9 protein-coding genes are annotated in these 13,632 nt (G+C 71.7%); 7 read left to right on the top strand and 2 right to left on the bottom strand.

Annotated features, from left to right (window positions below; all coding sequences use genetic code 11):
* Positions 1-9: 9 nt before the first annotated feature.
* From FJ309_01175 to FJ309_01155, 5 genes are all read left to right on the top strand, one after another.
* Positions 10-1,035, top strand: a complete 1,026-nt coding sequence (locus FJ309_01175) for a DUF1559 domain-containing protein (protein MBM3953230.1) — start codon at positions 10-12, stop codon at positions 1,033-1,035.
* Positions 1,036-1,154: 119 nt separating this feature from the next.
* The gene (locus tag FJ309_01170) at positions 1,155-1,619 is read left to right on the top strand and encodes a carboxypeptidase regulatory-like domain-containing protein (protein MBM3953229.1); all 465 of its coding nucleotides are present in this window, start codon (positions 1,155-1,157) and stop codon (positions 1,617-1,619) included.
* A gap of 28 nt (positions 1,620-1,647) precedes the next feature.
* On the top strand, positions 1,648-2,949 hold the full coding sequence (locus tag FJ309_01165; protein MBM3953228.1) for a tetratricopeptide repeat protein: 1,302 nt from the start codon (positions 1,648-1,650) through the stop codon (positions 2,947-2,949).
* Positions 2,946-4,697 carry a CRTAC1 family protein gene (locus FJ309_01160; protein MBM3953227.1) on the top strand — a complete coding sequence of 584 codons (1,752 nt, stop codon included), beginning with the start codon at positions 2,946-2,948 and terminating at the stop codon, positions 4,695-4,697. Before FJ309_01165 ends, FJ309_01160 begins: the two co-directional genes overlap by 4 nt.
* Before the next feature lie 440 nt (positions 4,698-5,137).
* The gene (locus FJ309_01155; protein MBM3953226.1) at positions 5,138-5,881 is read left to right on the top strand and encodes a tetratricopeptide repeat protein; all 744 of its coding nucleotides are present in this window, start codon (positions 5,138-5,140) and stop codon (positions 5,879-5,881) included.
* Between the two features lie 34 nt (positions 5,882-5,915).
* Here the strand turns inward: FJ309_01155 and FJ309_01150 are convergent, their stop codons facing one another.
* Positions 5,916-9,368, bottom strand: coding sequence for a pyruvate carboxylase (locus FJ309_01150; protein MBM3953225.1), 3,453 nt, complete (start codon positions 9,366-9,368; stop codon positions 5,916-5,918).
* Positions 9,369-9,455: 87 nt separating this feature from the next.
* Positions 9,456-10,163, bottom strand: coding sequence for a tRNA (adenosine(37)-N6)-threonylcarbamoyltransferase complex dimerization subunit type 1 TsaB (gene tsaB, locus FJ309_01145; GenBank protein ID MBM3953224.1), 708 nt, complete (start codon positions 10,161-10,163; stop codon positions 9,456-9,458).
* Between the two features lie 56 nt (positions 10,164-10,219).
* On the opposite strand from tsaB, the gene FJ309_01140 reads away from it, so the two are divergent.
* Both FJ309_01140 and yidC read left to right on the top strand, forming a co-directional pair.
* Positions 10,220-10,996 (top strand): metallophosphoesterase, encoded by a 777-nt coding sequence (locus FJ309_01140; GenBank protein ID MBM3953223.1) that lies wholly within the window; start codon positions 10,220-10,222, stop codon positions 10,994-10,996.
* Positions 10,997-11,228: 232 nt separating this feature from the next.
* Positions 11,229-13,622, top strand: coding sequence for a membrane protein insertase YidC (gene yidC, locus FJ309_01135; GenBank protein MBM3953222.1), 2,394 nt, complete (start codon positions 11,229-11,231; stop codon positions 13,620-13,622).
* Positions 13,623-13,632 lie beyond the last annotated feature (10 nt).

Below are 13,632 nucleotides of genomic sequence, written 5' to 3'. Positions count from 1 at the left end.
AGGTGCTCCATGAGCCATGTTGACCGTCGAACTCCGCGACGTGGTTTCACCCTCGTCGAATTGCTGGTGGTGATCGCCATCATCGGCACGCTCGTCGGACTGCTGCTTCCGGCCGTTCAGGCGGCGCGCGAAGCCGCCCGGCGCAGCAAGTGCAGCAACAACCTCAAGCAGTACGGCTTGGCGATCCACAACCACCACGACTCGAAGCAGATGCTTCCGCAGGCTGCGGAAGTGCCCGGCGCTGCCCCCAACTGGTCCGATGGCTTGGGGTGGCACTCGCAGATCCTGCCCTACGTCGAGTTCGCGCCGCTGTACTCGAAGATCAATTTCGGCTTGGCGGGCAATGGTCCCAGTGCCGGCGATGATCCCGACATCCGCACGCAGTTGATCGACGGCAGGGAGCTCCGCAGCACGCAGCTTCCATTCACTCGCTGCCCGTCGGACACCGGTCCGCCCGACATGTACGGCTGGGCCGAGGGAAGCTACACCGGGTCGCTCGGGTCTCAGTCGACCGGTTCCGCTGACGGGAATTGCAACCAGTGGCAGCAGTTCCGCGAGCAGCCCTACGGCAACGCCGACCATGGCAACGGCGGATCGTTCAACGAAGTGTCCGGCGTGTTCTCGCGCGTCGCCTACTCGCCGAAGGGGATCACGTTCGCCAACGTGTCCGACGGCCTCAGCAAGACGATCATGGTGGGCGAGGTGCTCGTCGAGTGCCACGACCATGTCGAGGGGCTGTGGAGTTGGAACGGCTTCAACAACGCCCACGCGTCGACGGTGGTGCCGATCAACAACCTCACCACCTGCTACAACTCGCAGGCCGAGGCCCAGGCTGCCGGGGCGCAGAACCCCGCCTGCTGGCCGAAGAGCAACTGGAACTACTCGTGGGGCTTCCGCTCGCGGCACCCGGGCGGAGCCGGTTTCCTGATGGGCGACGGTTCGGTGAGATTCGTGGCGGAGAACATCGACCACCAGACCTACCAGTACCTCGGTGGCCGACGCGATCGTCAGAACTTCAACGACAGCAGTTTCTGACCCGCAACACCGGTCGTGGATCGTGGGCCGGCCCCGGTCGGCCCGTCGCGACCATCGGATGATCCTCGTTCCTCCGGCGGCTCCGGCCGCCGGAGGAACCCTCTTTCCCGGAGCCTGTCGTGAACCGCTCGAACATGGTGTGCTGGTCGGGGGTCGTGGCCGGTCTGATCGTGTTCGGTGGTTTCGGGTGCGGTCCATCGGGGCCGGTAACCTCGGGCGTGAGCGGGACGGTGTCGGTCGCCGGTAAGCCGGTCGAGGGGGCCACGGTGACGTTCGTGCCTGAAAAGGGTGCTCCCGTGATGGGAACCACCGACGGGTCGGGCAAGTTCACGATCGCCCAGGCCATCCGCGGTGCCAACAAGGTGAGCATCACCAAGGTCTCGGGTGGCGGGGCAGCGGGTGCTCCTGCGAATCCCACGCCGGCTGACATGGCGAAGATGGCCGCCGCTGCGGCCGGCAAGAAGCAGGAGCAGGGTAAGTCGGAGATTCCGGAGAAGTATGGCCGTGCCGCGAGCAGCGGCTTGACCGCCGAGGTCACGAGCGACACGAAGAAGAACGTGTTCTCGTTCGATCTCAAGGAATGATCGCGGTCGGCATGGGGGGCACTGTCCGATGCCACCGGCCCGCCATCTGACCGGCCGCGAGTGGCGCGTCGCGACGCTGCTGGCGATCGTCGCCCTGATCGTGCTCGTAGCCGCCCGCGGTGATCGCTGGTACCGCGCGCTCGTAACGCGTCGTCTCGACGCCGCCGAAACGGGTGGCGACTACGATTTGGCCCTCGCGTTCCGCGATCGGCTCGACCGCGGCCGCGCGCCCGACGCCGACGGCGCGTTCGAGCGGGGCCGTTTGCTGCGCCGGCGCGGAGACCTGCTCGAGGCCGAGGGATGGTTTCGCACCGCGCTGGCCGCCGGCCACGAGCCGTCGCGCGTGTCGCGGGAGCGACTCCTCGCCGAGGCGCAGTGTGGCGACATCCTCGAGGTCGAGCCGGACGTGCGGAGGCTGATCAGTGACGGGGGAGACGACGCCTTCGCCGCCGAGTGCTATGCGGCGATGGCGGAGGGGTTCCTCAACGCCTTCCGGTTCGTCGATGCCGACCGCTGCCTCGACTATTGGGAGCGGTGGCGCGACGACGACCCCCAACTCCACGCCCTGCACGGCCGGCTCGAAGAGCGCCTCGGGCAGGCCGGAGCGGCCCTCGACGCCTACCGGCGCGGGCTGGCGCTCGCCCCGGGTCGGGTCGATCTCCGCCGCGCCGTCGCGCGCCTCGAATTGGAGGCGGCGCGGCTTCCGGCAGCCGCCGCCGAGTTTGCCGCGGTCCATGCCGCCCGTCCGGACGACGGCAGTGCGCTCGTGGGCCTGGCCCAGTGCCGTCTCCGCGCCGGTGACGTCGCCGGAGGGGAGCGGCTGATCCGCGAGGCGCTGACGCTGGACCTCACCCCACCGGAAGCCGCGGTGGCGCTGGCCGAGTTGGCCCAGATCGCGCTCGAGGAGGGTGAACCACGACGGGCGATCGCGCTGGCTGGGCAGGCGGTCGCCCTCGATCCGCGCAACGAACGCTGCCATCTCGCCCATGCCGCCGGGCTGTCACGGGTCGGCGCGGCAGCCGCGGCGGCCGAGGCCCAGGCCCGGGCACGGACGCTGGCGGATGGTCGCCGCCGCCTGAGCAGCACCCTGATGCTTCTCGGCACGCGCCCCGACGACGCCGATCTCCGCGCCGATGCCGGCGAGATCCTTCTCCAGAACGGCTTCGGCCCTGACGGAATCCGTTGGCTCGAGACCGCCGTCCAGGTCGATCCCCGCCACCAGCGGGCCCGGAAGCGGCTCGCCGAATGGTATGAGTCGGTCGGCGACGAACGTCGTGCCGCCGAGCAGCGGCGCTGGATCGAAGCCACCGGTGACGGGGCCGCCCCATGAGTGAGCTGTCGCGGACGGCGGCGTGGCTCGCCCGCCACGGTCTCCCGCTGCTACTCGTCGGGGTCCTCGGCTGCACGCGGCCGGCACCAATGCCGCCGGGCGGGGGGGCGGGCCCGGCGGCCGCCCTGGAAGACGGCAGCGCGGGGGCTGAGCGATTCGTCGACCGCGCCGCGGACCTCGGGGTCACGTTCACGCACCGCAACGGTGACCAGGCGGACCATTCGACGATCCTCGAATCACTCGGTGGGGGCGTGGGCTGGTTCGACTTCGACCGCGACGGGTGGGTCGACCTCGTCGCCACCGGTGGGGGCGGCTTCGCCCCCGCCGAGCGTATCACGGGGCTCCCCACCGGTCTGTTCCGCAACCAGGCCGGTCGGTCGTTCAGCGCGGTCGCGCGACCGGCCGGCCTGGTGGCCGACGATCTTTACAGCCACGGCGTGGCGATCGGCGACCACGACAACGACGGCTTCCCCGATCTGCTCGTCACCGGCTATGGCGTGCCTCAGTGGTGGCACAACCGCGGCGACGGCACGTTCGCCCGTTTGGCCGCGCCGGGGGGGGAAGACGCGCGGTGGAGTTCGAGCGCCGGCTGGGCCGACGTCGACGGCGACGGCGCCCTCGACCTCTACCTGGCGCGGTACGTCGACTGGTCGTTTGCCAATCATCCCCCCTGCGGCTTCGATCCGAAGCGGCGCGAGATCTGCCCGCCGCGGATGTTCGCCGGGCTGCCTGACTCGCTCTACCTGTCGGACGGTGCGGGGGGGTTCCACGACGCCGCTACGGAGGTCGGCCTGCGCGCCGACGGCAAGGGGCTGGGCGTGCTGCTCGCCGACGTCGACGTCGACGGTGACGTCGACATCTACGTCGCCAACGACACGACCGACAACTTCCTCTACGTCAACGACGGCCACGGCCGCTTCGAGGAGCGCGGCCTGCTGGCTGGTGTGGCCCTCGACGACCGCGGCCTCCCCAACGGCAGCATGGGGGTCGATGTCTGCGACTTCAACCGTGACGGCCGGCCCGACCTGTGGGTCGCCAACTACGAGCAGGAGTCGTTCGCGCTGTACCGCAACGAGGGGCGCTGCCAGTTCCTCCACGTCAGCCGCCGCCACGGGATCAGCGATCTCGGCGGGCTGTTCGTCGGATTCGGCACGGCCTGCGACGATTTCGACCGCGACGGCCGCACCGACATCGCGGTCGCCGACGGTCACGTGATCAAATACCCCGACGTCTCGCCGCGCAAACAGCTGCCGCTGCTGCTGCGTTACGACGGCGCACGGTTCCGCCGCGCGGTGGCCGTGCCGGGCAGCTACTTCGCCGCCGTCCACGAAGGACGCGGGCTGGCCGTCGGCGACTTCGACGGCGACGGCGACGGCGACCTGGCAGTGTCGCACCTCAACGAGCCGCTGGCGGTGCTGGAAAACACCTTCGCCGCGGTCGGTCCGTCGCTGACGGTGGAACTGGTCGGCACGATCGGGAATCGCGACGCCGTCGGCGCGCGTGTCAGCCTGGGCGCGGGGGCCGATATCGTGACGGCGCAGGTCACCGGGGGGGGCAGTTACCTGTCGCACTCGGAGCGCCGGCTGCGCTTGACCAAGCCGGCGGCCCGTGGTCCGTTGACGCTCGTCGTCGTCTGGCCGGCCGGTGGCCGCGAGGAGGTGGTCGTGGACGAGAGCGTCGCCGTGGTGCGCGTCGTGGAGCCGATGGTGGGGGCCGCGGCGGTTGGTCCGGATGGAGCCGCGCCGTGAGCGCGGTGGTGGGGAGGAGACGTCGCCGGCCGTGGTTCGCCGTCGCCGCGCTGGTGGCGGCGACGACCGCTCTGGCGGTCGGCTTCGCGCGCCGGCCGGGCCTGCCGCCGACGAAGCTCATCGCCACGGCGAACGAGGCCCTCGACCGGACAGACCTGCCGGCGGTGCGCGCCACGATCCGGAGCCTCGACGGCCGTGGCGCCGCCGGGGCTGCCGACCTCATCCGGATCCGTCTCCTGCTCGCCCGCGGCTACGTGCAGCCGGCCCTCGACGCGCTCGGCGCGCTGGCTCCGGCCCGCGACGGGGAACCACGCGGCCTGAGGTCGCTCCGCGCGCTGGTGGCCGGCGAAGCGGCGCTGCGCGCCGGCCAGGTTGCCGAGGCCCGGACGTTGCTCGCCGGTGCCGTGGCTGCCGATCCGGCAGCGGTCTCCCCCCACCGTCTGCTGGCCACGATCGCTTACGACACGGGCGCCATCCCCGAGGCGCTCGGGCACCTCGAGGCGGTGCGCCGACTCGTCCCGTCGGATCCGCGCCCGGTCCGATTGTTGGCCCTGATCCACTCCGACTACGAGCGCTACGCCGACGCGGTGGCCTATTACGAGGAGTCGCTCGAGCGCGATCCGGACCAGCCTGACCGCGACGATCTCCTCGCCGAGATGGCCGCCTGCCAGGTGCAGCTCCGCCGCCACGAGGAGGCGCTGGCGACGCTGGCGCGTAACGCCGGTGGCACCCGCGAGCGGCTGCTCGAGGCGGAATGCCGGCTCGCGCTCGGGGAGACCGCCGCGGCGCGGGCCCTCGTCGACGGCATCCTGGCCGAACGTCCCGACGATCCCGCGGCACTCGTGCTGGCCGCCACGATCCGCCTCGAGGATGGCGACGCCCCGGCGGCGCTCGGCCCGCTCGACGAAGCGGTCCGCCTCGCACCGCACGACTACCAGGCGCGGCTCACGCAGGCGCGCGCTCTGGCGACACTCGGTCGCGACGCCGACGCCGCCCGTGCACAGGCGGAGGCGGAGCGGATCCGCCGGGTCCGCGCCGAGTTCGCCGAGCTCCACCAGCAGGCGTGGGACGCGCCGCGCGACCCCGCCGTCCGCCTCCGGCTCGCGGAAGTCGCCGAGTCGCTCGGGCGCCCCGATCTGGCCCGGGTGTGGCGCGAGGCCGCCGCGGCGCTGGCGGGGAAATGATGCGGGCACCCGGCGGCATCCACCGTCGCCGCCTTCAGGCGTCGCCGTAGCGCAGGAGCAACTCCCCCGGTTCGACCGCCGTCCCGGGGGCGACGAGGACCTCGGCGATCGTGCCGTCGCGCTCGGCGTAGACGGTCGTCTCCATCTTCATTGCCTCGAGCGACAGCAACTTCTGGCCCCGCGTGACCGGGTCTCCGGGCTGCACCGCCACGGTCACGACCAGCCCCGGCATCGGCGCGCCGACCTCGCGCACGTCGCCCGCCACCGCCTTCGGCCGGCGCTGGACCGTGCCCTCGAGGCTCCGGTCGGCGATCGACACACTCCGCGGCTGGCCGTTGAGCTCGAAGAACACCGTCCGCGTGCCGTCGGCGTGCGGCTCACCGACGGTCAGCAGGCGGATCACGAGCGTCTTGCCCGGCTCGATGTCGACCGCCAACTCCTCCCCTGGCTTCGGGCCCTCGAGGAAGAACGGCGTGGGGAGCACGCTGACGTCGCCGTAGCGCGCGACGTGGCGGGCGTAGTCCTCGAAGACGCGCGGGTAGAGGAGCCACGAGAGCACGTCGCGCTGCGAGGCCCCGTGACCGAGCACCGCGTTGGCCCGCCCACGGGCGGCTTCGAAGTCGGCCGGGGGCAGCGACGCCCCGGGCCGGCCCGTCACCAGGTCGCCCGACCGCACGACGCGCCGGACGACCTCCGGCGGGAAGCCTCCCGGCGGCTGACCCATCCGCCCCGAGAGGAGATCGATCGCCGACTCGGGGAAGGCCAGTTCGCGACCGGGGCTGAGGAGATCGGCCGCCTGTAATCCGTTGGTCACGAGCATCAGGGCCAGGTCACCGACGGCCTTGCTCGTCGGCGTCACCTTGACGATGTCGCCGAGGAGGCGATTGACGTCGGCGTAGGCGCGGCAGACCTCGTCCCAGCGGTCGGCGAGCCCCAGCGCCCGCGCCTGCTCGAGAAGGTTGGTGAACTGACCGCCGGGCATCTCGTGGAGGTACAGGTCGGCGTCGGGAGCCTTCATCCCGCACTCGAACGGCGTGTAGTGCTCGCGGATCGCACCCCAACTCCGTGCCAACCGGCGGAGGCCGTCGGGATCGAGGCCGGTGTCGCGCGGCGTGTTCCTCAGGGCCTCGGCGAGGGCGTTGAGGCTCGGCTGGCTGGTGAGTCCGGCGAACGGGGCGAAGGCGCCATCGACGGCCGTGGCACCCGCGCGGGCCGCTTCGAGCACCGTCGCCAGACCGGCGCCGGAGGTGTCGTGGGTGTGGAAGTGGATCGGCAGGGCGACCGCGTCGCGGAGCGCCTCCACCAGCCGCGCCGCCGCCGCCGGCTTGCACAGGCCGGCCATGTCCTTGATCGCCAGCAGATGCGCCCCGGCCCGCTCCAGCTCGCGGGCCAGATCGACGTAGTAGGCGAGCGAGTACTTCGTCCGTGCCGGATCGAGGATGTCGCCGGTGTAGCAGATCGCCGCCTCGCAGAGCCCGCCGGAGGCGAGCACGGCGTCGATCGCGACCCGCATGTTGGGAACCCAGTTGAGCGGATCGAAGACCCGGAACAGGTCGATCCCGGCGGCCGCCGACTCGCGGACGAACCCCTCGACGACGTTGTCGGGGTAGTTGGTGTAGCCGACGGCGTTGCTCGCGCGGAGCAGCATCTGGAACAGCACGCCGGGGATCCGTTCGCGGAGCCGGGCCAGCCGGTCCCACGGGCACTCGCGGAGGAAGCGGAGGGCGGTGTCGAACGTCGCCCCGCCCCACATCTCCAGGGAGAACAGGCCGCCGGCGAGCCGTGCGTAGGCGTCGGCCATCGACAGCATGTCGTAGGTCCGCATCCGGGTGGCGAGGAGCGACTGATGGGCGTCGCGCATCGTCGTGTCGGTGACGAGCAGGGCGCGCTCGCCGCGGAGCTCGCGGGCGAACGCATCCGGCCCGAGGGCGCGGAGCCGGTCGCGTGTCCAGGGTGATCGGGGCGCGGTCGTCTCCGGCGCCGGCAGCGGCGCCGGGATTCGGCGGGCGACGGCGGGTCGCCCCCGGACCAACGGATTGCCGTTGACGACCACGTCGGCGAGGTATTCCAGCAGCTTCGTGGCCCGGTCGCGGCGGATCGGGAAGTCGAACAGCGCCGGTGTCTCGTCGATGAACCGCGTCGTGCAGCGCCCGCCGAGAAACTCGGGATGGGTGACGAGGTTGACGAGGAACGGGATGTTGGTCTTCACGCCGCGGACGCGGAACTCCTGCAGGCAGCGCTCGATCCGTGCCGCCGCCTCGGCGTGGGTCAGCCCACGGGCGGTGACCTTGACGAGGAGCGAGTCGAAGTAGGGCGTCACGACGGCGCCGGAGAAAGCGGTCCCGGCGTCGAGCCGGATCCCCATCCCGCTGGCGGAGCGGTAGGCGGTGATCCGACCGTAGTCGGGCAGGAAGCGGTTCTCCGGGTCCTCCGTCGTCACCCGGCACTGGATCGCGCACCCGATCGCCCGCACCGCCGCCTGATCGGCCAGACCGACCAGCGCGTCGGACAACGGCCGTCCCTCGGCGAGGAGCAATTGCCGGCGCACGATGTCGATCCCGGTGATCTCCTCGGTGACGGTGTGCTCGACCTGGATCCGCGGGTTGACCTCGATGAAGTAGAACCGCCCCGTGTCGGCATCGACGAGAAACTCGACCGTCCCGGCGTTCTCGTAGCGCGCCAACTTTCCGATCGCCAGCGCCGCGTTGCAGATCGCCTCGCGGGTCGCCGCCGGCAGGTCGGGGGCGGGGGCGAGCTCGACCACCTTCTGGTGGCGGCGCTGCACCGAGCAGTCGCGCTCGAAGAGATGGACGAGGTTGCCGTGCTCGTCGCCGAGGAGCTGGACCTCGATGTGGCGGGCGCGCTGGATGAACTTCTCGACGAACACGCTGGCGCTGCCGAACGCGGTCTTACTCTCGCGCTGGGCGCTCTCCAGGGCCACGGCCAGCTCGTCGTCGCCGCGCACGACCCGCATCCCGCGGCCACCGCCGCCGTGGGCCGCCTTGAGGATCACCGGCCAACCGAGGTCGACGGCGATCGCGCGGGCGTCGGCGAGGCTCGTCACGGGCCGCGACGAGCCGGCGAGGATCGGCACTCCGGCACGGCGGGCGAGGTCGCGGGCGGCGGTCTTGTCGCCGAGCGTCTCGAGCAGCTCGACGCGCGGCCCGACGAACGTGATCCCGGCGGCCCGGCAGGCGGCGGCGAACTCGGGATTCTCGGAAAGGAAGCCGTAGCCGGGATGGATCGCATCGACGCCGTGCTCACGGGCGACGGCGACGATCGCGTCGACGTCGAGGTAGGAGCGGAGCGGTTCACCCGGTCGGCCGACCGGGTAGGCCTCGTCGGCCTTGAAGCGGTGGAGGGCGAAGCGGTCTTCATGCGCGTAGATCGCGACGGTGCGGATCCCCAATTCGTGTGCCGAGCGGAACACGCGGATGGCGATCTCGCTGCGATTGGCGACCAGCAGCTTGCGGATCGGGCGTGGCATGCGGGGCTTCCTGCAAAACCCGGGGGCGACGGTGCGACGGCGGCCCATCGTACCCGGCGACACGGGGCGTGCGGGGCCGCACCACGGTCAGCCGCGGCGCGGTTCCTCGGCGTACGACGGGCGGAGATAGTCGGGCACGAGCCCGGCCGGATCCTCCTCGACCCCGGCGGCCGCCAGCCCGCTGCCGGCGTCGAGGGCCTCCACCGCGGTCGGCCAGCCGAAGTCGTCGTCGGCCGGCTGGTCGTGGCCGGGCCGCAGGCTGCCGAGCCCGGCGGCGCCCGGGCCAGCCAGCCGCGCTCCGGGTGGAAGCGCGGCGACCAGCGCCTCCGGGACCCACAGCTCGCGCGGCCCGCAGCACCAGCCGGTCGGCGTCTCCGGGGCCGGAGCGACCCGCGTCACCGCGACTTCCCCTCGCCCCGCGGCGAACACCACCCACACCGTCTCTACCCCCTGGCGCGCGACGCGCCGCGCCACGAGCTCCTCGCCACGGACGCCGACCAGCCGCGCGCCCACGGCCCAGGCCAGCGATTTCGCCAGGGTGACGCCGACCCGCAGCCCGGTGAACGACCCCGGACCGCAGACGACCACGACGAGGTCGGTCTCCGCGGCACGAAATCCGGCCGCGGTCGCGACCGCATCCAGCGCCGCGGAGAGGAGTTGTCCGTGCCGGCCACCGTCGTCGAGCGACTGCTCGCACACCCCGGCAGCGCCGGCCGCCGCGACGGTGCCACGTGGCGAGCCGGTCTCGATCGCGACCACCCGCTCCGGCGGTCGCTTGACCCGTGTTTCAGCCATCCGTAGTCTCACCCTGACCGGTCGACGGGGGCCCGGAACCAACGAAAGCGATCCGCGTGAAACGCGCCGTCATCAGTGACATCCACGGCAACCTCGAGGCACTCCAGGCCGTTCTCCGCGACATCGATCGGCAGCGCGTCGACGAGGTGTTCTGCCTCGGTGACATCGTCGGCTACGGTCCCAATCCCTGCGAGTGCGTGAAGCTCGTCCGCGAGCACTGCCGGGTCGTCCTCCTCGGCAATCACGATCAGGCCGCGCTCATCGACCCGGACGGCTTCAACGTCGGCGCCGAGCGCGCGATCTTCTGGACGCGCCGGCAGATCGACCACCACGACAGCCTGCCGCGCAACCGTGCCGACCGCCTCCACGACTGGCTCGGTGAGCTGCGGCGCAGCCACGCCGACGAAGGGCTCCTCTACGTCCACGGCTCGGCGCGCCGGCCGATCGACGAATACGTGTTTCCGGAGGACATCTACAACCCCTTGAAGATGGAACACATCTTCGAGTTGGTGCCGCGCTACTGTTTCCAGGGCCACACCCACATCGGTGGTGTTTTCACCCCCGACCCCGACTTCCGCTACGTCAAGGACAACCTCCCCGGGGGTCAGGAGGACTGGTCGGTCGATCTCCCGGAAGGCAAGGCGATGGTCAACGTCGGGTCGGTCGGCCAACCCCGCGACCACGACCCGCGGGCGTGCTACGTGATCCACGAAGACGAGGCCCGGCTCCGGTTTCGTCGCGTTGCCTATCCCGCCGATCAGACCAGCCGGAAGATCCACGCGATCGCCGACCTCGACAACTACCTCGGCGACAGGCTGCTGCTCGGCAAGTGACGTCTGCCGGCGGCCCGGCCGCCACGCGGAGGCGAGCAGGCAACGAGTGGCAGTCTACCGCGGGCCACGGCGCGTGGACCGCACGTGGCGACCGGGCGGCGGCAACGGGTGGGGATCAGCTATACTCCGGCGAGGTGCGGCGAGATCCCGGTGTCCGCTCCGGCCCCCGCGGACGGCCCCGCGCCGGGTCGTCCCGCCGGACTGATTTCCGGGTGTGGCGGATTGTGCGACCGTGGAACGACGTCTCACCCAGTTCTTGATCATCTCGGTGGCGATCCTGTTCGCCAGCCAGTTGATCCAGGCCCGTCTCTTCCCCCAGCCGGCCAAGGCACCGCCGCGTCCCGCGGCTGCCAATGCCCCCGCCGATCCTGCTCCGGGCGGCGCGGAGGTGGCCAACGCGGAGGGTGAGCCTGTCCCTGGAACGGCGTCCGCGCCGGCCGCCGCCGCGGCACCGCGGGCCGTGATCACCCTCGGCTCGCTCGATCCTTCGCATCCGGCGCGGATGCTCGTCACGCTAACCAGCCTCGGAGGCGCGGTCGAACGGATCGAGCTCTCGGGTGATCGGTTCCACGACCAGGACGATCGCGGGGGCTACCTCGGGCACCTGTCGTTGCGGGCTGACGAGGGAGGGTGCCGCGTCGGCGTCGTCGGTCCCGGCACGCCAGCTGCGGCCGCGGGGCTGCGTCCCGACGACGTGATCACCGCGATCGACGGGGTCGCCGTGGCCGATCCGAAGGACCTGGTCCGTGCGCTCGCCACGCACGCTCCGGGGAGGAGCGTCCGCGTCGCCGTCCGTCGCGCCGGAGGGGCCGAGGATGTCGCCGTGACGCTCGACCGCCGGCCGCTCGAGGTGGTGCGGCCCGAGCGCGATGCGGTGCCGGTCGCGGAGGTGGCTCCCGGTCGGTGCGACCCGCTCTCGTTCCGCGTCTCGGTCGAATCGCTCGGCGAGCGGACGCGTTCCGAGCCGCTCTCCGAACTCCCCGGCCTGGAAATCGCCGAGCGTGACTGGCGGCTGGAGCCGGCGGCCGCCCCCGACACCGTCCGCTTCGCGACCACGCTCGTCGACGGCACGACCATCGTGAAGGAATACGCGCTCGTGCCCGGCGACGAAGGCGGGTACGCGCTGCAGCTGCGCGTCGAGCTCGCGGCGGGCGAGCGCGCGGCGCGGATCGCCTACGCGCTCGACGGCCCGACCGGCCTGCCGACCGAGGGCTGGTGGTATGCCTCGCGGATCGCGCGCGATTGGGGATCGCTCGCTGTCCGTGACGTCGCCCTGCGGTTCGCGGGCGCACCGACGACGATCGAGAGCGGTCTGAAGATCGTCGACGGCGCACTCGAGCACCCCGCCTCGGCCGTGCCCGACGGCAAGCCGCTGGCCTATGCGGGAGTCGACGCGCTGTATTTCGCCGCGGCCCTCATCCCGCATGCCGAGGGGCCGGAGCGGCCGCCGCTCGCCGAGGTACGGCCGCTCGCGGTGGGAGGGTTCCTGCCGGCGGCGCGGAAGAAACTGGTGAACGTCACGCCGCGGCTCGTGTCGCGGACGGTCGATCTCGATCCGGGCACACGGACCGCCCACCGCTACCTCGTGTTCGCCGGCCCGAAGAAACCCGAGTTGCTGGCGCGGTTCGGCCCGCCCGGCGGCACGATGGACGACCTCGTCTACTTCGGGTGGTTCGGCTGGGTCGCGCGGCCGATGATCGCGATCCTCCACGGCCTGTACGCGCTGATCGGCAACTACGGGATCGCGATCCTCCTCCTCACCGTCCTCGTCCGGGGGGCGATGCTGCCGATGAGCAGGCGGCAAGCGCTGTCGGCGCAGAAGATGCAGGCGCTGCAGCCGGAGATGAAGGCGATCGCCGAGAAGTACAAGGACGATCCCGAAAAACGCACACGGGCGACCCAGGAGCTGTGGCGGGCCCACGGCTACAACCCCGCCAGCGGCTGCCTGCCGGTGTTCGTGCAGATTCCCGTGTTGATGGGTCTGTACCGGTCGCTGGCGACCGACGTCGAACTCCGCCAGGCACCGTTGTTCTCCGAGGCGATCCGCTGGTGCTCGAATCTCGCCGCCCCCGACATGGCCTGGGACTGGTCGAGCTACCTGCCGGCGTTCCTCGGTGCCCCGGAGGGCTGGCTGGGGCCGTTCCTCAACATCTTCCCGTTGCTGACCATCGGCCTGTTCCTCTGGCAGCAGCAGCTGTTCATGCCGCCGGCGGTCGACGAGCAGTCGGAGATGCAGCAGCAGGTGATGAAGTACATGACGCTGTTCATGGCGCTGATGTTCTTCAAGGTGCCGTGCGGTTTGTGCCTGTACTTCATCGCCTCGACCCTGTGGGGCATCGGCGAGCGCCTCCTGCTGCCGGCGCCGAAGCTCGCCCCGGCGGCGGGCGTCACGGCGAGCGCCGGGACCGCCGCGGCGCCCCCGGCAGCGCGCCGGCAGGGGCCCTCGGAACGCGGTGCGGCGAATCAACCGGGGTTCCTCGACACGCTCAAGAAGACGTTCGACAAGGCGGTCGCGGCGGCGGACCACCGGCCGCCGGGCAGCCCCGGGGCGACCCGCGCCGACGAGGGCGGCGGTCGTGAGTCCGGGGGCGGGCCGCGCCGCCGCCAGTCGCGCAAGAAGCGCTGAGCCCGACGGG

This window comes from Planctomycetota bacterium, assembly GCA_016872555.1.
Taxonomy (GTDB): domain Bacteria; phylum Planctomycetota; class Planctomycetia; order Pirellulales; family UBA1268; genus F1-20-MAGs016.
The sequence above is the reverse complement of the archived record's forward strand: the minus strand, read 5'-3'. Positions and strand labels throughout refer to the sequence as shown.

Excerpts from the sequence above, each read along its gene's own strand:
- FJ309_01175 (MBM3953230.1), top strand. The coding sequence starts at position 10 with ATGAGCCATGTTGACCGTCGAACTCCGCGACGTGGTTTCACCCTCGTC.
- FJ309_01165 (MBM3953228.1), top strand. The coding sequence starts at position 1,648 with ATGCCACCGGCCCGCCATCTGACCGGCCGCGAGTGGCGCGTCGCGACG.
- FJ309_01160 (MBM3953227.1), top strand. The coding sequence starts at position 2,946 with ATGAGTGAGCTGTCGCGGACGGCGGCGTGGCTCGCCCGCCACGGTCTC.
- FJ309_01150 (MBM3953225.1), bottom strand. The coding sequence starts at position 9,368 with ATGCCACGCCCGATCCGCAAGCTGCTGGTCGCCAATCGCAGCGAGATC.
- tsaB (MBM3953224.1), bottom strand. The coding sequence starts at position 10,163 with ATGGCTGAAACACGGGTCAAGCGACCGCCGGAGCGGGTGGTCGCGATC.